The sequence below is a fragment of the Marinobacter sp. ES-1 genome, from assembly GCF_000475255.1.
GTDB classification, from domain to species: Bacteria; Pseudomonadota; Gammaproteobacteria; order Pseudomonadales; family Oleiphilaceae; genus Marinobacter; species Marinobacter vinifirmus.
The window spans coordinates 25,675-48,020 of record NZ_AXBV01000032.1; the positions used below are offsets into that span (position 1 = coordinate 25,675).

Genomic DNA, 22,346 nt, shown 5'->3' on the forward strand with positions numbered 1-22,346 from the left:
CAGCCTGACCTGTGAACCGAAAGGCAACCCGTCTGAAAGCTAACAGGCTGTTGTAAAACCCCGGCTGGGACTGTGGTTTCCCGACAGCACCCGGGCTTTCAACAACCTGCTATCAATATCGGCTTTCCATTAGACAGAGAAAATCCTTCGGTTTCACTGACAAATCAACTGCAGTAAAAATAACGGGAGAAAAGCGCGGTAAAGGCCGGGACACGCCCGGCCTTTACCTTCAGGTCGAAACCCGGATTAGCGACGCAGACCCAGACGCTGGATGAGTTCCAGGTAACGGTCGGCGTTTTTACGCTTCAGGTAGTCCAGCAGCTTACGACGCTGGTTTACCATCCGGATCAGGCCGCGGCGGGAATGGTGATCCTGCTTGTTGGCCTTGAAGTGATCCTGCAGCTTGTTGATGTTGGCGCTCAGCAGAGCTACCTGAACCTCAGGGGAACCGGTATCACCATCACCTTGCTGAAAATCCTTAACGATCTGAGCTTTCTCACTGGCAGAAAGTGCCATATTACACCTCATAGGTTGCGATGCTGTTAAATCCGGCCGAACCGCGCATCTCTACAGCCCGGCTAAACAACGGAGGGGTTACCTGCCGTTGTTTTTTACCAGCCGGCGCGGCACCAGATTGGTGTCGTCGCCTTCCGGCATAGCTTCAGCCAGCCCCACAAAGGAACGGTCGCCATAAATGCGCACGAAGCCTTCCAGAGACTGACCGGGTATTCTAACCGGTTGTCCGTTCAAGATCGATACCAGCGCAGGCCCCGCCAACCGTTGCTCGGGGAACATGGTCAGGGCGCTTTCCGGCGGCAGCAACAGGCCATCCAGACTCTCGCCCCGCTCACGCATGGCTTCCAGGTCTTTGACATCACGGGCATTTGCCAGGGTGTAACCGGAGGCCAGGGTTCTGCGCAGGGCAGACACATGGGCACCGCATCCCAGGGCTTCGCCGATATCCTCGACCAGTGAGCGAATATACGTACCCTTGGTGCAGGTGACCGCCAGGTCGAGCTCCTGCTCGCGCACCGCCAGCAACTTCAGCTCGTAGATGGTGACAGGCCTGGCCGGCCGGTCAATCACGATGCCTTCGCGGGCGTATTCGTACAGGGGCTTGCCCTGGTGCTTCAGGGCAGAGTACATGGAAGGAACCTGCTGAATATCGCCCCGGAAGTTTTCCAGGACAGCCTCCACCTGCGCTTCGGTCAGCGCCGGCACAGGCTTTTCTTCCACCACCGCACCTTCACTGTCGCCGGTTTCGGTACGAATACCCAACTTCGCAGTGGTGATATAGGCCTTGTCACTGTCCAGCATCATCTGGGAGAACTTGGTGGCCTCCCCGAAGCACAGCGGCAATACGCCGGTGGCGAGCGGATCAAGCGCTCCGGTATGGCCGGCCTTGGCCGCACCATACAGGCGCTTGACCTGCTGCAGGATTCCGTTGGAGGTAACGCCCTGAGGCTTGTCGATCACCAGAATGCCGTTTACATCACGGCCTTTGCGTCTACGGCTCAAGCATCACGCTCCGGGTTGTCGGAAACGGGATCGTCGTTGTCGTCCCGGGGTACGGCCGGCTTGTCGCCTACCGCCTCGCGGATCAGCCGATCCATCTTACGGCTCTGGCCCAGCAGGGTATCGAAGTGAAAGCGCAGGTGGGGAACCACCCGCAGTTTCATCGCACGGCCTACCTGGCCCCGCAAAAAGCCGGAGGCATTGTTCAGCACTGCCAGCGATTCCTTCACCTCGGGCGATTCCTCGGTGAGCTCTTCGGTAGACAGCAGTGAAACATAGATATCGGCGTAGCCCAGGTCACGGCTGACCTTTACGTCGTTCACCGTGACCATACCAACGCGAGGATCTTTCACCTCGCGCTGGATGAGCTGGGCCAGCTCACGCTGCATCTGGTCGCCAATGCGTTCTACGCGACTGTATTCCCGTGCCATCAGGCCCCCGTGGATTCAAGCTGACGTTCAACACGGACGCGATCGAATACTTCGATCTGGTCGCCCACTTTCACGTCGTAGCCTTTAACACCGATACCACATTCCATACCGTTGCGAACTTCCGGCACGTCATCCTTGAAGCGACGCAGGGATTCCAGCTCGCCTTCGAAGATCACCACGTTGTCACGCAGTACGCGGATCGGCTTGTTCCGGTATACGGTACCTTCGGTCACCATACAGCCAGCCACCTGGCCGAACTTCGGTGAACGGAACACGTCACGCACATCGGCGATGCCCACGATATCTTCGCGGAACTCCGGCTTGAGCATGCCAGTCAGGGCCGCTTTCACATCATCGATCAGGTTATAGATGATGCTGTAGTAGCGCAGATCCAGGCCTTCCTGCTCAACCAGGCGCTTGGATGCAGTATCCGCACGCACGTTGAAACCGAAGATAACGGCGTTGGTGGCCATGGCCAGGCTGACGTCGGTCTCGGCAATGCCGCCCACGCCAGAGGACACGATCTTCACCTGAACCTCTTCGTTACCCAGGTCCTGCAGGGCCTTGGTAATGGCTTCCAGGGAACCACGCACGTCGGTCTTGAGCACAACGTTGAGGGTTTTGACCTCGTCTTTGCCCATGTTCTCGAACATGTTTTCAAGCTTGGCCGCCTGCTGGCGCTGCAGACGCTGTTCGCGCTCGCGGGTCTGACGGAATTCAGCCAGTTCCTTAGCCTTCTTCTCGTCGGCTACGGCGAAGAACTCGTCACCGGCATCTGGCGTGCCGTTCAGGCCCAGAATCTCAACCGGGATAGAGGGGCCAGCTTCTTTTACCTGGCGCCCGGCTTCGTCGGTCATGGCGCGAACCTTACCGAAGAAGGAACCCGCCACCACCATGTCGCCCTGGCGCAGGGTACCGTTCTGAACCAGAACAGTGGCTACGGAACCACGGCCACGCTCCAGGCTGGATTCAACCACAACACCTTTGGCAGCCGCATCCGGAGAAGCTTCCAGCTCGAGGATCTCGGCCTGCAGCAGCACCGCTTCCAGCAGGTCGTCGATACCCATACCGGTATGCGCTGAAACCGGCACGAACTGAACGTCGCCGCCCCAGTCTTCCGGAATCACGTCCAGCGCAGACAGCTCGTTCTTGATGCGGTCCGGATCAGCTTCTTCCTTGTCCATCTTGTTGATGGCAACCACCAGGGGTACGCCTGCAGAACGGGCGTGCTGAACGGCTTCCTTGGTTTGCGGCATAACGCCGTCATCGGCCGCCACCACCAGGATAACGATATCAGTACACTGGGCACCGCGAGCACGCATGGCGGTAAACGCCGCGTGGCCCGGGGTATCCAGGAAGGACACCATGCCGTGATCAGTTTCTACGTGGTAGGCACCGATATGCTGGGTAATACCACCGGACTCGCCGGCAGCAACCTTGGCGCGACGGATGTAATCCAGCAGCGAGGTTTTACCGTGGTCAACGTGACCCATCACGCTGACAACCGGTGCCCGCTTGATTTTCTCTTTGCCTGAGTCGTCGCCGGTGATTTCACTCAGCACTTCTTCTTCAAAGGCATCTTCGCTGACAGCCCTGGGCTTGTGGCCCAGCTCTTCGGTTACCAGAACCGCAGTTTCCTGGTCCAGCGCCTGATTGATGGTGGCCATTACGCCCATGCCCATCAGGGTTTTAATAACATCAGCAGCTTTGACAGCCATACGCTGGGCGAGGTCACCTACGGTGATGGTTTCCGGAATCTGTACTTCTCTTACCATGGGCTTGGTTGGCCTCTCGAAAGCATGACGCTTTTCTTTCGGTTTCTTTTTAGCCCGCAGCTGCTTGCGAGGACGGTTTTCTTCATCGTCCTCGGAAATAACAAGAGGTTCTTCAACCGGACGGCTGCGAGGGCCGCGATGACCAGCCTGCTTCTTCTTGGGCTTGCCTTCTTCGATTTCGTCGCCGCGCTCGCGTACCTTTTCTTTTTTCTTCTTGGGCTTGCGATCCCGTCCTTCATCTTCCGGCGGAGGCATGGGAATGTCCTCCGGTGCCGGCTCGGGCTCCTGGGCTTTCTTCGGCTCGGCAGCAGCTTGTTCCTGCTCCGGTGCCGGGGCAGCAGCGGATGTCTCCGGCTGTGCCTGTTCTGCAGTTACCTGCGGTGCCTGTTCCGGCGCTTGCTGTTCCGCTACCGGCTGCTCTGCCACTTCTTCCGGCTTCGGTGCTGCCACCTCCGGCTCGGGCTGCAGTTCCGCACGCTTGATATAGGTGCGGCGCTTGCGTACTTCCACGTTCACGGTTTTTGCCTTGCCGGCCTTCAACGTGGTTGTGGTTTTACGCTTCAGGGTAATCTTGTTCGGCTCTGCCTGAGCTTCACCGTGGGTCTTTCTCAGATAAGCCAGCAACTGCTGCTTCTCATCACTGGTGACAGCGTCGTTCTCACTGCGGGCTTTCAGGCCCGCTTCAACGATCTGCTTCAGCAAACGATCCACGGGAGCGCCTACATCTGCGGCCAGTTGTTTTACCGTTACTTCAGCCATACTGGTCCTCCTCTCCCGAATCAGGCCTGGTCTTCAAACCAGGGTGCGCGTGCGATCATAATCAGCTGACCGGCGCGCTCTTCATCCATACCTTCAATATCAAGCAGATCATCCACAGACTGCTCGGCCAGATCTTCCATGGTACGAACACCCATCCCGGCGAGTTTGAACGCCAGGCCACGGTCCATACCTTCCATATTCAGAAGATCTTCAGCGGGTTCTGCACCCTCCAGGGCTTCTTCACTTGCCAGCGCCTGATTCAGCAGCACGTCTTTGGCACGGCGGCGCAATTCAGAAACGGTGTCTTCGTCAAAGCCCTCGATCGCCAGCATTTCTTCCATCGGTACATAGGCCACTTCTTCGATAGACGTGAAGCCTTCTTCGATCAGAACACCGGCAAACTCTTCATCAACGTCCAGGTGAGCGGTGAAGTGCTCAACCAGGCGGTTGTATTCCTGTTCCTGACGCTCACCGGCTTCTTCTTCGGTCATCACGTTCAGGGTCCAGCCGGTCAGCTCAGTGGCCAGGCGAACGTTCTGGCCATTACGACCAATGGCCTGCGCCAGATTATCTTCAGCGACGGCGACATCCATGGTGTGGCGGTCTTCGTCCATCACAATGGAGGCCACTTCTGCCGGTGCCATGGCGTTGATCACCAGCTGCGCGGGGTTGTCGTCGTACAGCACGATGTCTACACGCTCGCCGCCCAGCTCATTGGAGACCGCCTGCACGCGGGAGCCCCGCATACCAACACAGGCACCCACAGGGTCGATCCGGCGATCGTTGGTCTTCACCGCGATCTTGGCGCGGGAACCGGGATCACGGGCGGCGCCACGGATCTCGATCAGGTCTTCGGCGATTTCCGGAACCTCGATGCGGAACAGTTCGATCAGCATCTGGGCATCGGTACGGCTGAGAATCAGCTGCGGACCGCGATGATCAGTGCGGATTTCCAGCAGCAGGGCCCGTACCCGGTCACCCATGCGGAAGGTTTCCCGCGGGATCAGGTGCTCACGGGGCAGCAGCGCTTCGGCGTTACCACCGAGATCTACAATAACGTTGTCCCGTGTCACCTTCTTGACGGTGCCGGATACCAGCTCACCGATGCGATCACGGTAGCTGTCGACAATCTTCATGCGCTCGGCTTCGCGCACTTTCTGGAAGATGATCTGCTTGGCGGCCTGGGCACCGATGCGCCCGAATGCCACAGATTCCACCTTCTCTTCGTGCATGTCGCCCGGCCGGAGATTGGTATCAATCTCTTCGGCTTCCTGCATGGTCAGCTCGGTGCCCAGTGCCGGAACCGCATCGTTGTCTACCACCAGCCAGCGGCGGAAGGTCTCGTATTCGCCGGTACGGCGATCGATAGCAACCCGGATGTCGGCTTCTTCGTCTTCGTAACGTTTTTTGGCAGCGGTAGCGAGTGCGAGTTCGATCGCCTCGAAAATCACATCCTTCTCGACGCCTTTCTCGTTCGAGACGGATTCCACTACCAGCAAGATCTCTTTACTCATTGGATTGCCCTGCCCTCAAAATAATCGATACATCTACAGATTTGTTCGAATGTGTCATTCAAAAACCGGAATGATGTTGGCCTTTTCAATGCTGTCGTACGGCAACAGGTACTCGTGGTCATCAACCACGACCACAACCTCGTCACCCTCGACGCCCTTGATCAGCCCCTGGAATTTGCGACGACCCTCGAAGGCCATGCGCAGCTTGATCTGTACTTTATGGCCGACAAACGCCTCGTACTGTTCCAGGCGGAACAACGGCCGGTCCATGCCCGGGGATGAAACCTCCAGGGTGTATTCGCTCTGGATGGGGTCTTCCACATCCATCACACCGCTGACCTGCCGACTGACTTTTTCACAGTCTTCAATGCTGATGCCGTTTTCGGCATCATCAATAAACACCCGGAGCATGGACTGATGCCCGCGGGAACGAAATTCAATGCCCCAGAATTCAAATCCGAGCCCTTCCACTACCGGGCGCAGGATGTCTTCCAGTTGTTTAAGCTTGGCTGACAAGTGTCGCCGCCTCCGTATTCAGATTTTCAGGGTACAAAAACAAAAAAAGGGCTGTTAATCAGCCCTTTTATGCACCAGGGCCCTTGCGCCAGGCCCCTTAATCAAAAAGCCCCTGAAAATGGGGCCTTTTGTTGCAAGAATTCGCAGAAAGCTAACCCAACCATGCTCTCTGCCGACAGACACCTGGCCTGCCTGGAAGCCAGAAAAAACACTGACTCCAATAACCGCCGGAGTATAGAGGACACCGCGCGGAGTGGTCAAGGACTGACCAAAAAAAACGGCCTGGGTTTGCCAAGCCGTCTTCTTCAAATATGGTGCCCGGGGCCGGACTCGAACCGGCACAGCTTTCGCTACCACCCCCTCAAGATGGCGTGTCTACCAGTTTCACCACCCGGGCAACACTCTTTACTCGAGGTCAGGGAGATCAGACTCCCCGGCCCCGGCTTCGCTACCTGCGCCTTCGTCAATAGCCGGCGCGCTGCTATCACTTGCAGGGGCCTGGGTAGACTCCTGAACTGTCGGAATACCCGCCTCACCTGCGACTTCAGCACGCTGCTTGGCAAAGATCGCCAGCGAAAAACTTGTCACAAAGAAGACAACCGCCATCAGGGTGGTCATCCTGGTCAGGAAGCTGCCGCTGCCCTGACTACCGAAAACCGTCTGCGAGGCACCGCCACCAAATGCCGCACCGGCATCAGCGCCCTTGCCCTGCTGGATCAGAACCAGGCCCACCAGCGCCACGGCGATCACGACGTGAACTACAACTACCAGTGTTTCCAACCAATCCATACAGACTCTCGTAAACGTTTCGGATTACGCACCCGCCGGGAATGCCCGACAGATACTGATAAACTCATCGGCCTTCAGCGATGCTCCGCCAATAAGACCACCATCGATATCCGGCTCTGAAAACAGAGCGGCCGCATTATCCGCTTTTACGCTGCCGCCGTAAAGTACCGAAATGGATTCGGCAGGTGCTTTCATGCTCGAAAGCACATTGCGGATTTCCGCATGCATAGCCTGGGCGTCCTCTGCGGTTGCGGTTCTGCCCGTGCCAATAGCCCAGACAGGCTCGTAGGCAACAACCACCTGCGACCAGCTTTCACCCTCAACACGGGCCAGCCCGCGTATCACCTGGGTGGCCACAACACGCTCGGCATCACCAGCCTCACGCTGCTCAAGGGTCTCTCCAACGCACAACACCGCCGTCAGACCGCTTTGCAGAACCTGTTCGACCTTGGCTGCAACCGTTTCATCGGTCTCGCCAAACAGCTGGCGACGCTCGGAGTGCCCGACCAGCACGTAGCCGCACCCCATATCACGGGCCATATCGGCGGAAACTTCACCGGTGTAGGCGCCGGACTGCCACTGGCTGACGTTCTGGACACCTGTCGCCAGGTCATCTCCTGCCTCAGCCTGAACAGCACTTACATACAGCGCAGGAGGAATAATCACCACCTTTGCACCGTTATCGAGACGGCCAGCCTGCTCGCGAACCGGGCCAACCAGTTGCTGCACCAGGTCTTTCGACCCGTTCATTTTCCAGTTACCGGCTACAATCCTGCGACGCATACTTATTCTCAGCTATCCCGAAAACCCCGAACAAAAGGGAGCGCGAACTATACAGCAGTCATTTCCTGCACACAACCCGCTCCCCGCACCGCCACTCAGGGGTTTGAACGCTCCACCACCCGGGCCAGCTCTTCGGCCACACGGGTAATTTCTGCGGCATCCCGGCCCTCTGCCATCACCCGGATCAAAGGCTCGGTTCCGGATGCCCGCAACAAGATACGACCGGCATCGCCCAGGCCAGCTTCCGCTTGGCGCACAGCCTCGACAATATCCGCCCGGGAAAACGGATCAAAACGCTGCGCCACCCGCACATTCACCATTTTCTGGGGCAGCTTGCTCATTCCCTGACGCAGCTCGCTCAGGGTTTTACCGGAATGGCGCACGGCCAGTAACACCTGCAGGGCCGACACAATACCATCGCCGGTGCTGGTGCAGTCACGAATAACCATATGGCCGGAGCCTTCGCCCCCGACCACCCAGTTGTTAGCCAGCAACCGCTCCATCACATAGCGGTCGCCCACTTTCGCCCGCTCGAACTGGATGCCGAGTTCACGCAGGGCCAGCTCAACACCCAGGTTGGTCATCAGGGTGCCCACCACGCCGCCTTTGAGGCGCCCTTCGGCCTGGCGCTGGTACGCGAGAATGTACAGCAGCTCATCGCCGTCCACCTCGGAGCCGTCACGGTCAACCATCAGCACCCGGTCACCATCGCCATCGAAGGCAATGCCCAGGTCGGCTTTTTTCTCGGCAACTGTCTGCTTAAGAGCATCCAGGTGGGTGGAACCAACATTCAGGTTGATGTTCAGACCATCGGGCTCGGCACCGATCACGGTAATCTTTGCACCCAACTCCCGGAACACCTTGGGCGCCACGTGGTAGGTGGCACCGTGGGCACAATCCAGGACGATATGCAGGCCATCGAGGGTAAATTCGTTAGGTACGGTGCTCTTGCAGAATTCCACGTAGCGACCGGGCGCGTCATCAATCCGGGTCGCCTTGCCCAGTTCGTTGGGCTCACAGACCTTGATGGGCTGGTCCAGCCAGCGCTCGATTTCAGCTTCCAGGGCATCGTCCAGCTTGGTGCCGGCGGCAGAGAAAAACTTGATGCCGTTGTCATGGTGCGGGTTATGGGACGCACTGATAACGATACCGGCAGAGGCGCGGAAGGTACGGGTGAGGTAGGCAATGGCCGGTGTCGGCATCGGGCCCAGCAGCTTCACATCCACTCCGGCGGCAGACAGGCCGGCCTCCAGGGCCGACTCGAACATATAACCGGACAACCGGGTGTCCTTGCCGATCAGCACACTGTTGCGCTGGCCATCTTTCTTGAACGCCTGGCCGGCAGCCCAACCCAGGTGGAGCATGAACTCCGGGGTAATCGGGCCTTCGCCAACATGGCCGCGAATGCCATCGGTACCAAAATATTTACGTTCGGACATCAGATTGCCTCCTTAACCGCCGCTACTACCTTAACGGCGTCTACCGTTTCCCTTACATCGTGCACCCTGAGGATACTCGCACCTTTCATGGCCGATATTGTCGCGGCCGCAAGGCTTGCGGGCAACCTTTCATTCACATCCCGGCCGGTGATTGCTCCCAGCATGGATTTGCGGGACAGCCCAATCAGCAGCGGATGGCCCAGCATGTGCAACTGCTCCAGGGTCGCCAGCAACTGCACATTGTGCTCGACGGTTTTGCCAAAGCCAAAGCCGGGGTCCAGGATGATCTTGTCCGGGTTCACCCCGGCGGCCTCTGCCACGCGCATGCGCTCGGTCAGAAACGAGCTGACTTCCCGGCGCACATTCCGGTAACGGGGATCGTTCTGCATAGTGTCCGGCTCACCCTGGATGTGCATGATACACACAGGAATATCCGCCTTCGCCGCCACTTCCGGTGCTCCGTCACGCTGCAGGGCACGGACATCATTGATCAGCCCCGCGCCGAGCTTTGCGGTTTCTGCCATTACCGCCGGGTTGCTGGTGTCTACGGAAATAACGGCATCCAGCTCCCGGGCAATGGCCTCGACCACCGGGCACACCCGGTCCAGCTCCTCCTGGGTGGAAACCTCTGCCGCTCCCGGCCGGGTGGATTCACCGCCTACATCAATAAATACTGCACCGTCCGCCACCATCTGGCGGGCGCGGATCATGGCGGATTCCAGCGAATTGAAGCGACCACCGTCCGAAAACGAATCCGGGGTTACATTCAGGATGCCCATTACATGGCACAGGGAGAGATCCAGTTCACGGCCGGCAAAGTTCATTTTCATAGCGAGGATTCCAGGGGCAACACTTTCGGGGAAACAAAAACAAACGCCGCCCGGAGGCCGGGCGGCGCGTTATATCACTCAGGCTTCGGCTGCGAATCAGTGCTCGCCGGCCGGGCGCCCTACTCCGGGCTGGCGCCCGTCGTCAGAGCCTTTCGGCTCCGGAGCCTGCTCCAGCTCTTCAGCCTTTACGCCACCGGCGGGACCACTATCGCCCCAGTTCTTCGGCGGGCGCGGCTCTTTGCCGGCCATGATGTCGTCAATCTGGAAGCGATCGATGGTTTCGTACTTCATCAGCGCTTCCGCCATCATGTCGAGCTTGTCCCGGTTATCAATCAGGATCTGCTTGGCGGTCTCGTAGCAGGTATCAATGATGTTACGGACTTCCTCATCAATACGCTGTGCCGTTTCCGGCGAATACACGGTATGAGACTGCCCGGCAGAACGACCCAGGAACGGCTCTTCGCTGTCGGTATCGTACTGCAGCGGGCCCAGCTTCTCGGACAAACCCCAGCGGGTGACCATATTGCGGGCCAGGCTGGTGGCTCGCTCGATATCGTTGGACGCACCGGTGGTCACACCCTCAAAGCCCAGAGTCAGCTCCTCGGCAATACGACCACCGAACAGGCTGCAAATCGAGCTGGTCAGGTAGCGCTTGGAGTGGCTGTACTTGTCCTCTTCCGGCAGGAACATGGTGACACCCAGTGCCCGACCGCGGGGAATGATACTGACCTTATAGACCGGGTCATGCTCCGGCACCAGTCGACCCACAATCGCATGGCCAGACTCGTGGTACGCGGTGTTCCGCTTCTCTTTCTCACTCATCACCATGGACTTGCGCTCGGCGCCCATCATGATCTTGTCTTTTGCCAGCTCCAACTCTTCCATGGACACCAGGCGCTGGTTACGGCGCGCCGCAAACAGGGCAGCCTCGTTCACCAGGTTGGCCAGGTCTGCACCGGAGAAGCCGGGAGTACCACGGGCAATCACAGCCGGGTCGATGCCATCGGCAAGGGGCACTTTCTTCATGTGCACCTTCAGGATCTGCTCCCGACCCAGGATATCCGGCAAGCTCACCACCACCTGGCGGTCAAAGCGGCCCGGGCGCAACAGCGCAGGGTCCAGCACGTCCGGACGGTTGGTTGCGGCAATGACGATAACACCTTCATTACCCTCAAAGCCGTCCATCTCAACCAGCAACTGGTTCAGGGTCTGCTCACGCTCGTCGTGTCCGCCACCCATACCGGCGCCACGATGGCGACCCACGGCATCGATCTCGTCGATGAAGATGATGCAGGGGCTCTGTTTCTTGGCCTGCTCGAACATGTCGCGAACACGGGAAGCACCCACGCCCACGAACATTTCCACGAAGTCCGAACCAGAGATAGAGAAGAACGGCACCTTGGCTTCACCGGCAATGGCCTTGGCCAGCAGGGTTTTACCGGTACCGGGAGGACCTACCATCAGCACGCCCTTGGGAATGCGGCCACCCAGACGCTGGAACTTGCTCGGATCGCGCAGGAAGTCCACCAGCTCTTTGACGTCTTCCTTCGCTTCGTCGACACCAGCCACGTCAGCAAAGGTGGTCTTGATCTGATCTTCGCTCAGCAGGCGCGCCTTGCTCTTGCCGAACGACATGGGGCCTTTGCCGCCACCGCCGCCCTGCATCTGGCGCATGAAGAAGACAAACAGGGCAATGATGATCAGTATCGGGAATGCGGCCACCAGCAGCTGAGTCCACAGGCTCTGGCGCTCCGGCTCCTTACCGATCACCTCAACCTCATTGGCCAGGAGATCGTCCATCAGCTTGTTATCGGATACCTGCGGGCGGATGGTCTGGAACTGGGAGCCGTCACCACGGACACCCTGCACCTGCAGCCCATCAATCGTCACCTGCCGTACCTGGCCCTGCTGGACCATTTCGACAAACTGGGAATAGTTAACTTGTTGCCCGCTGGTGGTGGGAGTGAAATTCTGAAACACCATCAGCAGCACGGCGGCTATCACTAGCCAGAGAACCAGATTTTTTGCCATATCGTTCAAGGATCATCACCTGTGAATTGCAGGGCTGCCGCGTCGAAGCCGCGAACCCTTTTCCGACACCTTACACTAATTGTACGTTCGTAAACCAGAAACGGCCTAAGGGAAAACGGCCGCACTACCACTTATATTGGGCACTCCGGGGCCGATTGCAACGCCGGTTGTAAGTGAATACGACCATTTGTGGCGGTGCGCTATCTGTTACAATCACGAAATTATACGACGTTGTCAGCCAGTTCGCCGCTGACCTTTTGTTAATTGCACCGATAAAGAGATTACATCATGAGTCTGTCACCGGAACAGCGCCGGGAATACCGGGCCATTGCCCACAATCTGAAGCCCGTCATCATTGTTGGCGACAAAGGCCTGTCCGAGGGGCTCCAGGAAGAACTGGAGCGAGCCCTGAACGACCATGAGCTGATCAAGATCAAGGTAGCCAGCACAGACCGCGAGGCCCGCCAGGATGCTATCCAGGCGTTGTGCGAAAGCTCCGGCGCCGAGCTGGTACAAACCATCGGCAAAATCGCCGTCATCCTGCGCCGAGCCAGGAAGCCTAATCCGAAGCTGTCTAACCTGCTAAGGAATAAGTGATAAAAAAAGCCGGCTCGGGTAACCCCAGCCGGCTTTTTCGTGTGTGCGCGGATTTCGTCAGATGTATTCTACTTCGGAAATCTCGTACTCCACGGTACCCGACGGGATGCGGATGGCCACCACATCGCCTTCGTTTTTGCCCACCAGCGCCCGGGCGATGGGAGACGATACCGACAGTTTGCCGGCTTTGATGTCTGCCTCGTCTTCGCCCACGATCTGGTAAGTCACTTCTTCATCGGTGTCCATATTCACCAGGTGCACTGTGGTGCCGAAGATCACCTTGCCGGTGTTCTCCATGGTGGTTACGTCGATCACCTGAGCCACGGACAGCTTGCCTTCGATTTCCTGGATACGGCCTTCGATGAAGCTCTGCTGTTCACGGGCTGCGTGGTATTCGGCGTTTTCCTTGAGATCTCCGTGTTCACGGGCATCGGCGATAGCCTGGATGACCCGCGGACGATCTTCGGACTTCAGCTTTTTCAGCTCCTCGCGCAGACGGGCTTCGCCAGTCTGCGTCATGGGTACTCTTTCAGCCATAATCTTACTTCCCTGCGTGTAGGTCCTGGAGGCGACGAACGGTGCGCTCCGGGCCAAATTTGATTGCGCGGCAGAAGGCTTCGCCACCCGCCAGCGTCGTTGTGTAAGTTACCTTGGTCTGCAAGGCGGACTGGCGAATCTGCGCCGAGTCGGAAACGGCCTTACGACCTTCGGTGGTGTTAATGATCAGCTGAACCTTGCCGTTCTTGATGGAGTCAACAATGTGCGGCCGGCCTTCACCAACCTTGTTGACCCGCTCAACCTCGACACCCTCGGCTTCCAGAGCCTTGGCTGTACCGGTAGTGGCGACAATCCGGAAGCCGGCATCAACCAGGTCGCGGGCAACCTTAGCCGCCCCCGGCTTGTCGACGTCACGAACCGACATAAAGGCCACACCCTTGGCCGGCAGGCGCTCACCCGCAGCCAGGGATGCCTTGGCGAAGGCTTCGTCGAAGCTGTCACCCAGCCCCATCACCTCACCGGTAGACTTCATTTCCGGGCCGAGAATCGGGTCAACGGCCGGGAACTTGTTGAACGGGAACACGGACTCCTTCACCGCATAGCACGTCGGCACGATTTCCTGGGTGAAGTTCAGTTCTTTCAGGGTCTTGCCGGACATTACGCGGGCCGCTACCGCTGCCAGGGACACACCGATGGCCTTGGATACGAACGGCACGGTACGGGAAGCACGCGGGTTCACTTCGATCACGTAGATCTTGCCGTCCTGCCAGGCCAGCTGGACGTTCATCAGGCCGATAACGTCCAGCTCGATGGCCATTTTCTTAACCGCTTCGCGCATTTCATCCTGAACTTCCTTCGGCAGGCTGTAAGGCGGCAGTGAACAGGCAGAGTCACCGGAGTGAACACCAGCCTGCTCGATGTGCTGCATGATGCCGCCGATAACCACGTCGGTGCCGTCACTGATGGCATCGATATCCACCTCGATGGCGGCATTCAGGAAGTGGTCCAGCAATACCGGACTGTCGTTGGATACCAGAACGGCACTGCGCATGTAACGCACCAGTTCGGTTTCGTCATAGACGATTTCCATGGCACGGCCGCCCAGCACGTAGGACGGACGAACCACCAGCGGATAGCCGATTTCACGGGCCGCCAGGATACCTTCTTCATGGCTGCGCACAGTAGCGTTCTGCGGCTGCTTCAGGCCCAGGCGCTGGATCATCTGCTGGAAACGCTCACGGTCTTCGGCACGGTCAATGGCATCCGGGCTGGTGCCGATAATGGGCACACCGGCAGCTTCCAGGCCACGGGACAGTTTCAGCGGGGTCTGACCGCCGTACTGCACAATGACGCCCTTCGGTTTTTCGACGTTGATGATTTCCAGCACGTCTTCCAGGGTGATCGGCTCGAAGTACAACCGGTCGGAGGTATCGTAGTCGGTCGACACGGTCTCCGGGTTGCAGTTGATCATGATGGTTTCGTAACCGTCTTCACGCATGGCCAGGGCCGCGTGCACACAGCAGTAGTCGAACTCGATGCCCTGGCCGATACGGTTGGGGCCGCCACCGATCACCACGATCTTCTCGCGGTCAGACGGCTCCGCCTCGCACTCCTCCTCGTAAGTGGAGTACATGTAGGCGGTGTCGGATGCAAACTCAGCCGCACAGGTATCTACCCGTTTGTACACCGGGCGAATGCCCAGGTCGTGGCGCAGCTTGCGCAGGCTGACTTCGGAAATACCCAGCAGCTTGGCCAGGCGGGCGTCAGAGAAGCCCTTGCGTTTCAGGCGAAACAGCGTGGCCTTGTCGATATCGGCCTTGCCGGCGGATTTCAGGGCCTGCTCTTCTTTGACCAGGTCTTCAATTTGCACCAGGTACCAGGGGTCAACCTTGGTATGACGGAACACTTCGTCAACCGTCATGCCGGCGCGGAAGGCATCACCGATATACCAGGCACGCTCGGCGCCGGGTACGTTCAGCTCCCGGATCAGGGTTTCGCGGCTGCTGTCTGAATCCAGCTCTTCCAGTTTCTCGTCAAAACCCTCAGAGCCCACTTCCAGGCCACGCAGGGCTTTCTGCATAGACTCCTGGAAGGTACGACCGATGGCCATGACTTCACCCACGGACTTCATCTGGGTGGTCAGGCGGGCGTCGGCCTGGGGGAATTTCTCGAAGGTGAAGCGCGGAATCTTGGTAACCACGTAGTCGATGCTGGGCTCGAACGAGGCCGGGGTTACGCCACCGGTGATTTCATTCTGCAGCTCATCGAGGGTGTAACCGATGGCCAGCTTGGCCGCCACCTTGGCAATCGGGAAACCGGTGGCCTTGGAAGCCAGCGCGGAGGAACGGGATACCCGCGGGTTCATCTCGATCACGACCATACGGCCGGTGTCCGGATTGATACCGAACTGCACGTTGGAACCGCCGGTTTCCACACCAATTTCACGCAGCACCGCCAGTGAGGCGTTCCGCATGATCTGGTATTCCTTGTCGGTGAGGGTCTGGGCCGGGGCCACGGTGATGGAGTCACCGGTGTGCACGCCCATGGCATCGAAGTTCTCGATGGCGCAGACGATGATGCAGTTGTCGTTCTTGTCGCGGACAACTTCCATCTCGTACTCTTTCCAGCCAATCAGGGATTCGTCGATCAGCAGCTCGTTGGTCGGAGACAGGTCCAGGCCACGGGTACAGATTTCCTCGAACTCATCCTTGTTGTAGGCGATACCACCACCGGAGCCGCCCATGGTGAAGGACGGACGGATGATGCAGGGGAAACCGATATCCTCTGACGCTTCCCAGGCTTCCGCCATGGAGTGAACGATCGTCGCACGCGGACATTCGAGGCCAATCTTTCTCATGGCCTTGTCGAAACGGTCCCGGTCCTCGGCCTTGTCGATGGTATCGGCGTTAGCACCGATCATTTCAACACCGTGCTTCTCCAGTACGCCATGCTTTTCCAGGTCCAGCGCACAGTTCAGCGCGGTCTGGCCGCCCATGGTGGGCAGCAGGGCGTCGGGTTTTTCCTTTTCGATAATCTTTTCGACCGTCTTCCAGGTAATCGGCTCGATGTAGGTGGCATCGGCCATGGCCGGGTCGGTCATGATGGTGGCCGGGTTGGAGTTCACCAGGATAACCCGGTAGCCCTCTTCGCGCAGCGCCTTACAGGCCTGGGCTCCGGAGTAGTCGAATTCGCACGCCTGCCCGATCACGATGGGACCAGCGCCCAGGATCAGGATGCTTTGGATGTCTGTACGTTTTGGCATGTCTCGGTAAACCTGTCAGCAACTTTTGAATTCTTGCAGCGCGGTGTTCAGCGCCGGTGAGCTATCGTCGATGGCCTTGCCCTCAGGCAGATCGCACTTCCATCAGCTGGATAAACTCGTCGAACAACGGTGCCACATCGTGGGGGCCGGGGCTGGCTTCCGGGTGACCCTGGAAGCTGTAGGCCGCCTTGTCGGTGCGGCGAATGCCCTGCAGGGTGCCGTCAAACAGCGACTTGTGGGTGGCTTCCACATTGGCCGGCAGGGTTGCTTCGTCTACCGCAAAGCCGTGGTTCTGGCTGGTGATCATCACCGTGCCTTTGGCAATGTCCTGCACCGGGTGGTTGGCGCCGTGGTGGCCGTGGCCCATTTTCATGGTCTTGGCACCGCTGGCCAGGGCCAGGAGCTGGTGACCAAGGCAGATGCCGAATACCGGAATCTCGGTTTCCAGCACTTCCTGGATGGCCTTGATAGCGTAGTCGCACGGCTCGGGGTCGCCAGGGCCGTTGGACAGGAAGATACCGTCCGGGTTCATGGCCAGCACTTCCGAAGCCGGGGTTTGCGCCGGTACCACGGTGATGTCGCAACCGCGGGCAGCAAGCATGCGCAGGATGTTGAACTTTACGCCGTAGTCCCAGGCAACAACCTTGAACTTCGGAGCAGACTGTTCACCGTAGCCATCGGTGATGTCCCACTCGGTCTGGTTCCACTGATAGGTTTTCTCGCTGGTCACTTCCTTGGCCAGGTCCATACCCTTCAGGCCCGGGAAGGCCTTGGCCAGTTCCAGTGCACGCTCGGCGGTGGCATTCTCGCCGGCAACGATGGCGCCGTTCTGGGAACCTTTGTCACGCAGGATACGGGTCAGGCGGCGGGTGTCGATGTCCGCAATGCCAACAATGTTATTGCTTCGCAGGTAGTCATCCAGGCTCTGCTGGTTACGCCAGCTGCTGGCGATCAGCGGCAGGTCACGAATGATCAGGCCGGCGGCGTGGATGCGGTCGGATTCTACGTCTTCGTCGTTCACACCGGTGTTGCCGATGTGCGGATACGTCAGGGTGACGATCTGGCGGGAGTAGGACGGGTCGGTCAGGATTTCCTGATAGCCGGTCATGGCAGTGTTGAACACTACCTCACCGCTGGTTTCTCCGTCTGCGCCGATGGCGGTGCCGTAGAAGAGGCTTCCGTCTGCGAGTGCAAGGATTGCTGGTGTGCTCAAGGCTTGTATCCTCATCGAGTGGCGTAAGTTCGTCACGAACAGGAACGCAAGCGCAAATTCAGGTTGCAAAAAAGCGAGACAGAGTAAAAACCCGGTCCCGCTTTCTTATAAACTTTTCAAAGGTACGCTTGGTGCAGTCAAATCGCCTTATTGTAAGCGATTCTGGCCGTTTTTGTCCACGCCGAATTGCGCCCGCCCTGACTCTAACTCCGGCCACGGGAGCAGGACGCCTTCCCGAAAACCGCTACGAGCACATCCATGTGCGCTTCTCTCCGGCCATCCATGGCCTCCGAAATTTTCGGGAAGGCGTCCTGCTCCCGCGGCCTCTGAGTATGCGGCTCAAGTTCAGCCTTTCAGGTTCAAAACATCCTGCATGTCGTAGAGACCAGCCGCCTTACCCTCAAGCCACAAAGCAGCCCGCATCGCGCCTTTGGCAAAGGTCATCCGGCTACTGGCCTTATGGGTAATCTCGATGCGCTCGCCTTCGGTGGCGAACAGCACGGTGTGGTCGCCCACCACGTCCCCGGCACGGATGGTTTCAAAACCGATTTCCTTGCGGGTGCGTTCGCCGGTGAAGCCTTCGCGGCCGTACACTGCGCACTCTTTCAGGTCGCGCCCCAGGGCATCAGCCACGACTTCGCCCATGCGCAGGGCGGTGCCGGAGGGGGCGTCTTTTTTGTGGCGGTGGTGGGCTTCGATGATTTCCACGTCGTAGTCGTCGCCCAGGGTCGCAGCGGCGGTGCGCAGGAGATTGAGGACGACGTTAACGCCCACGCTCATGTTGGGGGCGAAGACGACCGGGGTGGATTCAGCGGCCAGGGCGAGCTGTTCTTTTTCGGCGTCGGTCATGCCGGTGGTGCCGATGACCAGCATCTTGCCGTTAGCGCTGCAGAATCTTGCGTTTTCCAGGGTTAGATCCGGGAAGGTGAAGTCCACCAGCACGTCGAAGTCGTCTTTGACGTCGTCCAGGCTGCCAGCCATTTTTACGCCGGTTTTGCCAACGCTGGTCATTTCGCCGGCGTCGGCGCCGATCAGGCTGCTGCCCGGCTCGACGATGGCGGCGCCGAGTTCAAGGCCCTCGGTGCCGTCTACCGCTTCGATCAGTACCTTGCCCATGCGCCCGGCGGCGCCGATGATTGCTACCCGCATCTGTTCTGCCCTCAGAATTTCATTTCGTCGAAGAAGTTTTTCACACCCTCAAACCAGGAGGTTTTCTTCGGAGCATGATGGGTGCCGTTGCTGCCGTCCAGCGTTTGCTGGAATTCTTCCAGCAGTTCTTTCTGGCGCTTGGTCAGTTTCACCGGGGTTTCTACCATCACCCGGCACAGCAGGTCACCGGCAGGGCCACCACGCACCGGGCTCACGCCTTTGTTGCGCAGGCGGAAAAGCTTGCCGGTCTGGGTTTCGGCCGGGATTTTCAGTTTTACGCGGCCATCCAGTGTAGGCACTTCCAGCTCACCACCCAGTGCAGCATCCACGATGCTGATGGGCACTTCGCAGTACAGGTTGCGGCCGTCGCGGGTGAAGATGGAGTGTTCACGCACAGCCACCTGAACGTACAGGTCGCCTGGCGGTCCACCATCTACGCCCATTTCCCCTTCGCCAGACAGGCGGATGCGGTCGCCGGTATCCACGCCGGGCGGCACTTTGACCGACAGGGTTTTGTCCTGGCGAACACGACCCTGACCATGACAGGCCTTGCAGGGATCCTTGATGATCTGGCCAGAGCCACGACAGGTCGGACAGGCCTGCTGCACGGTGAAGAAGCCCTGCTGCATGCGTACCTGACCCATGCCCTGACAGGTACCACAGGTTTCCGGCCGGGAGCCTTTTTCGGCGCCGCTGCCTTCACAGACGTCACATTCCTTGTGGCCCGGAATCTTGATTTCGACGGACTTGCCCTTAACGGCTTCTTCAAGGTCCAGCTCGAGGGTGTAGCGCAGGTCTGAGCCACGGGTATTGCGGCCGCGACCGCCACCACCACCGAAGATATCACCAAACACGTCTCCGAAGATGTCGGAGAAGCTGCCGCCACCGCCGAAGCCACCGGCACCGGCCTGGCCGTCTACACCGGCATGACCGAACTGGTCATACGCAGCGCGCTTGCCGGAGTCAGCGAGCACCTCGTAGGCTTCGGTGGCCTCTTTGAATTTACTGTCGGCATCCTGGTCATCCGGGTTACGGTCTGGATGGTATTTCATCGCGAGCTTCCGATATGCCCGCTTTATTTCCTTCTCATCCGCTCCCCGGGCAACCCCGAGTACTTCGTAATAATCGCGCTTGGCCATACTTCAAAACCCTGTTGCTATAACGCGGAAAACGCGGGGCTACCCCCGCGTTTTCCAACTGCCTGATGTACTTCGGATTTACTTCTTGTCGTCGTCTTTGACTTCTTCGAACTCGGCATCAACCGCGTCGTCTGCAGCCTGGGCACCTTCCTGCCCGTCAGCCTGCTGCGCCTGGTCAGCCTGATCCGCGTACATTTTCTGGGCCAGCTCGGAAGAGACTTCAGTCAGCTTCTGGGTCTTGGCTTCGATATCTTCCTTATCGGTACCCTTCAGAGCTTCTTCGAGGTCCTTGATGGCGCCTTCGATGGACTCTTTCTCGGCCTCGGTGACTTTGTCGCCGGCTTCGGTCAGGGTCTTGCGTACAGCGTGAACCATGGCATCGCCCTGGTTACGAGCCTGTACCAGCTCTTCGAACTTGCGATCTTCCTCGGCGTTGGCCTCGGCATCGCGCACCATCTTCTCGATTTCGTCATCGTTCAGGCCGGAAGAGGCCTTGATTACGATGGACTGCTCTTTACCCGTCGCCTTGTCTTTGGCAGACACGTTCAGGATACCGTTGGCGTCAATGTCGAAAGTCACTTCGATCTGCGGCACACCGCGGGGTGCCGGCGGAATGTCGGCCAGGTCGAAACGACCCAGTGACTTGTTCTGTGCCGCCTGCTTGCGCTCACCCTGAACAACGTGGATGGTTACCGCAGTCTGGTTGTCGTCCGCTGTGGAGAAGGTCTGCGATTTCTTGGTCGGAATCGTGGTGTTCTTCTCGATCAGCGGAGTGGCCACACCACCCATGGTTTCGATACCCAGGGTCAGCGGGGTTACGTCCAGCAGCAGTACGTCTTTCACGTCGCCAGACAGTACCGCACCCTGAATGGCAGCACCCATGGCTACGGCTTCATCCGGGTTTACGTCTTTACGCGGCTCTTTGCCGAAGAATTCCTTAACCTTCTCCTGCACCAGCGGCATACGGGTCTGACCACCCACCAGGATAACTTCGTCGATTTCAGAGGCCTTCATGCCAGCGTCCTGCAGAGCCACTTTACAGGGCTCGAGGCTGCGCTGAACCAGCTCTTCTACCAGCGATTCCAGCTTGGCGCGGGTCAGTTTCACGTTCATGTGCTTGGGACCAGACGCATCTGCAGTGATGTACGGCAGGTTTACGTCGGTCTGCTGGCTGCTGGACAGCTCGATCTTGGCCTTTTCGCCGGCTTCCTTCAGGCGCTGCATGGCCAGGGAGTCACCGCGCAGGTCGATGCCGCTGTCTTTCTTGAACTGATCCGCCAGGTATTCGATGACCTTCATGTCGAAGTCTTCACCACCCAGGAAGGTGTCACCGTTGGTAGCCAGTACTTCAAACTGGTGCTCGCCGTCTACGTCGGCAATCTCGATAATGGACAGGTCAAAGGTACCACCGCCCAGATCGTAGACCGCTACGGTACGGTCGCCGCTCTGCTTGTCCATGCCGTAGGCCAGCGCTGCGGCGGTCGGCTCGTTGATGATCCGCTTAACTTCCAGGCCGGCAATCTTGCCTGCATCTTTGGTGGCCTGGCGCTGGCTGTCGTTGAAGTAAGCCGGCACGGTGATAACCGCTTCGGTTACGGTCTCGCCCAGGTAGTCTTCTGCAGTCTTCTTCATTTTCTTGAGGACTTCGGCAGAAACCTGCGGCGGAGCCATCTTCTGGCCTTTCACTTCTACCCAGGCATCGCCATTGTCAGCCTTGGCGATCTTGTACGGCACCATCTTGATGTCTTTCTGAACCACGTCGTCTTCAAAGCGACGACCGATCAGACGCTTGATGGCGTACAGGGTATTTGCCGGGTTGGTGACCGCCTGGCGCTTGGCAGACTGGCCAACCAGTGTTTCGTTATCGTCGGTGTAGGCAATGATGGACGGGGTGGTACGATCACCCTCGGCATTCTCGATTACCTTAACCTTGTCACCATCCATGATGGCCACGCAGGAGTTGGTGGTTCCCAGGTCGATACCAATAATTTTGCTCATTGAATCACTCCAAGATCTTTCTGAATTCTGCTCCGGAGTGAGACCACCCCGGCTGTCGCTGTTTAATCGCTATATTGGCGCTTTCAGCGGCTTTTCAAGCCCCGGCGG

18 protein-coding genes and 1 tRNA gene are annotated in these 22,346 nt (G+C 58.6%); 1 reads left to right on the top strand and 18 read right to left on the bottom strand.

All coding sequences use genetic code 11. From position 1 onward, the window contains the following. Positions 1-246: 246 nt before the first annotated feature. The 12 genes from rpsO to ftsH all read right to left on the bottom strand — a co-directional run bounded on the left by rpsO (position 247) and on the right by ftsH (position 12,391). Positions 247-516, bottom strand: a complete 270-nt coding sequence (gene rpsO / locus Q668_RS03870) for a 30S ribosomal protein S15 (RefSeq protein WP_011786757.1) — start codon at positions 514-516, stop codon at positions 247-249. Positions 517-594: 78 nt separating this feature from the next. After that, on the bottom strand, positions 595-1,518 hold the full coding sequence (gene truB, locus Q668_RS03875) for a tRNA pseudouridine(55) synthase TruB (protein ID WP_022988292.1): 924 nt from the start codon (positions 1,516-1,518) through the stop codon (positions 595-597). After that, complete coding sequence (gene rbfA, locus Q668_RS03880; protein ID WP_022988293.1) at positions 1,515-1,946, bottom strand: 30S ribosome-binding factor RbfA; 432 nt, start codon at positions 1,944-1,946, stop codon at positions 1,515-1,517. The genes truB and rbfA overlap by 4 nt, the downstream gene beginning before the upstream one ends. Then, positions 1,946-4,480 carry a translation initiation factor IF-2 gene (infB, locus tag Q668_RS03885; RefSeq protein ID WP_022988294.1) on the bottom strand — a complete coding sequence of 845 codons (2,535 nt, stop codon included), beginning with the start codon at positions 4,478-4,480 and terminating at the stop codon, positions 1,946-1,948. Before infB ends, rbfA begins: the two co-directional genes overlap by 1 nt. A 20-nt stretch (positions 4,481-4,500) precedes the next feature. Continuing rightward, entirely contained in the window at positions 4,501-5,994 is a 1,494-nt protein-coding gene (gene nusA / locus Q668_RS03890; RefSeq protein WP_022988295.1) for a transcription termination factor NusA, read from the bottom strand. 54 nt (positions 5,995-6,048) lie between these two features. Continuing rightward, entirely contained in the window at positions 6,049-6,510 is a 462-nt protein-coding gene (gene rimP / locus Q668_RS03895) for a ribosome maturation factor RimP (RefSeq protein ID WP_022988296.1), read from the bottom strand. 312 nt (positions 6,511-6,822) lie between these two features. After that, positions 6,823-6,907: transfer RNA gene (locus Q668_RS03900), tRNA-Leu, on the bottom strand. An 8-nt stretch (positions 6,908-6,915) separates the two neighbouring features. Continuing rightward, positions 6,916-7,299 (bottom strand): preprotein translocase subunit SecG, encoded by a 384-nt coding sequence (secG, locus tag Q668_RS03905; RefSeq protein ID WP_022988297.1) that lies wholly within the window; start codon positions 7,297-7,299, stop codon positions 6,916-6,918. A 24-nt stretch (positions 7,300-7,323) separates the two neighbouring features. Beyond that, positions 7,324-8,082, bottom strand: a complete 759-nt coding sequence (gene tpiA, locus Q668_RS03910) for a triose-phosphate isomerase (RefSeq protein WP_081697549.1) — start codon at positions 8,080-8,082, stop codon at positions 7,324-7,326. A 95-nt stretch (positions 8,083-8,177) separates the two neighbouring features. Further along, positions 8,178-9,521, bottom strand: coding sequence for a phosphoglucosamine mutase (gene glmM, locus Q668_RS03915; protein WP_022988299.1), 1,344 nt, complete (start codon positions 9,519-9,521; stop codon positions 8,178-8,180). Continuing rightward, positions 9,521-10,351: a dihydropteroate synthase gene (gene folP, locus Q668_RS03920; protein ID WP_022988300.1), complete on the bottom strand. Its 831-nt coding sequence runs from the start codon at positions 10,349-10,351 to the stop codon at positions 9,521-9,523. Before folP ends, glmM begins: the two co-directional genes overlap by 1 nt. Before the next feature lie 96 nt (positions 10,352-10,447). Next, entirely contained in the window at positions 10,448-12,391 is a 1,944-nt protein-coding gene (gene ftsH, locus Q668_RS03925; protein ID WP_022988301.1) for an ATP-dependent zinc metalloprotease FtsH, read from the bottom strand. A 279-nt stretch (positions 12,392-12,670) separates the two neighbouring features. Here ftsH and yhbY point away from each other — a divergent pair, with 279 nt between their 5' ends. Beyond that, the gene (gene yhbY / locus Q668_RS03930; RefSeq protein WP_022988302.1) at positions 12,671-12,979 is read left to right on the top strand and encodes a ribosome assembly RNA-binding protein YhbY; all 309 of its coding nucleotides are present in this window, start codon (positions 12,671-12,673) and stop codon (positions 12,977-12,979) included. Positions 12,980-13,036: 57 nt separating this feature from the next. On the opposite strand, the gene greA is transcribed toward yhbY, so the two are convergent. The 6 genes from greA to dnaK form a co-directional block, all read right to left on the bottom strand. Beyond that, a complete protein-coding gene (gene greA, locus Q668_RS03935) occupies positions 13,037-13,516 on the bottom strand; it encodes a transcription elongation factor GreA (protein ID WP_081697550.1) in 480 nt (159 codons plus the stop codon). Positions 13,517-13,520: 4 nt separating this feature from the next. Then, positions 13,521-16,739: a carbamoyl-phosphate synthase large subunit gene (gene carB, locus Q668_RS03940; RefSeq protein WP_022988304.1), complete on the bottom strand. Its 3,219-nt coding sequence runs from the start codon at positions 16,737-16,739 to the stop codon at positions 13,521-13,523. 82 nt (positions 16,740-16,821) lie between these two features. Beyond that, positions 16,822-17,952 (bottom strand): glutamine-hydrolyzing carbamoyl-phosphate synthase small subunit, encoded by a 1,131-nt coding sequence (gene carA / locus Q668_RS03945; RefSeq protein WP_022988305.1) that lies wholly within the window; start codon positions 17,950-17,952, stop codon positions 16,822-16,824. A 345-nt stretch (positions 17,953-18,297) separates the two neighbouring features. Next, positions 18,298-19,101 carry a 4-hydroxy-tetrahydrodipicolinate reductase gene (gene dapB, locus Q668_RS03950; protein ID WP_022988306.1) on the bottom strand — a complete coding sequence of 268 codons (804 nt, stop codon included), beginning with the start codon at positions 19,099-19,101 and terminating at the stop codon, positions 18,298-18,300. Between the two features lie 11 nt (positions 19,102-19,112). Further along, positions 19,113-20,240 carry a molecular chaperone DnaJ gene (gene dnaJ, locus Q668_RS03955; protein WP_022988307.1) on the bottom strand — a complete coding sequence of 376 codons (1,128 nt, stop codon included), beginning with the start codon at positions 20,238-20,240 and terminating at the stop codon, positions 19,113-19,115. A gap of 78 nt (positions 20,241-20,318) precedes the next feature. Next, positions 20,319-22,238 (bottom strand): molecular chaperone DnaK, encoded by a 1,920-nt coding sequence (dnaK, locus tag Q668_RS03960; RefSeq protein WP_022988308.1) that lies wholly within the window; start codon positions 22,236-22,238, stop codon positions 20,319-20,321. Positions 22,239-22,346 lie beyond the last annotated feature (108 nt).

What these genes read in the sequence shown, in the direction of transcription:
- rpsO (WP_011786757.1), bottom strand. Translation starts at nt 516, where the DNA reads ATGGCACTTTCTGCCAGTGAGAAAGCTCAGATCGTTAAGGATTTTCAG.
- rbfA (WP_022988293.1), bottom strand. Translation starts at nt 1,946, where the DNA reads ATGGCACGGGAATACAGTCGCGTAGAACGCATTGGCGACCAGATGCAG.
- infB (WP_022988294.1), bottom strand. Translation starts at nt 4,480, where the DNA reads ATGGCTGAAGTAACGGTAAAACAACTGGCCGCAGATGTAGGCGCTCCC.
- nusA (WP_022988295.1), bottom strand. Translation starts at nt 5,994, where the DNA reads ATGAGTAAAGAGATCTTGCTGGTAGTGGAATCCGTCTCGAACGAGAAA.
- secG (WP_022988297.1), bottom strand. Translation starts at nt 7,299, where the DNA reads ATGGATTGGTTGGAAACACTGGTAGTTGTAGTTCACGTCGTGATCGCC.
- tpiA (WP_081697549.1), bottom strand. Translation starts at nt 8,082, where the DNA reads ATGCGTCGCAGGATTGTAGCCGGTAACTGGAAAATGAACGGGTCGAAA.
- glmM (WP_022988299.1), bottom strand. Translation starts at nt 9,521, where the DNA reads ATGTCCGAACGTAAATATTTTGGTACCGATGGCATTCGCGGCCATGTT.
- folP (WP_022988300.1), bottom strand. Translation starts at nt 10,351, where the DNA reads ATGAAAATGAACTTTGCCGGCCGTGAACTGGATCTCTCCCTGTGCCAT.
- yhbY (WP_022988302.1), top strand. Translation starts at nt 12,671, where the DNA reads ATGAGTCTGTCACCGGAACAGCGCCGGGAATACCGGGCCATTGCCCAC.
- greA (WP_081697550.1), bottom strand. Translation starts at nt 13,516, where the DNA reads ATGGCTGAAAGAGTACCCATGACGCAGACTGGCGAAGCCCGTCTGCGC.
- carB (WP_022988304.1), bottom strand. Translation starts at nt 16,739, where the DNA reads ATGCCAAAACGTACAGACATCCAAAGCATCCTGATCCTGGGCGCTGGT.
- dapB (WP_022988306.1), bottom strand. Translation starts at nt 19,101, where the DNA reads ATGCGGGTAGCAATCATCGGCGCCGCCGGGCGCATGGGCAAGGTACTG.
- dnaJ (WP_022988307.1), bottom strand. Translation starts at nt 20,240, where the DNA reads ATGGCCAAGCGCGATTATTACGAAGTACTCGGGGTTGCCCGGGGAGCG.
- dnaK (WP_022988308.1), bottom strand. Translation starts at nt 22,238, where the DNA reads ATGAGCAAAATTATTGGTATCGACCTGGGAACCACCAACTCCTGCGTG.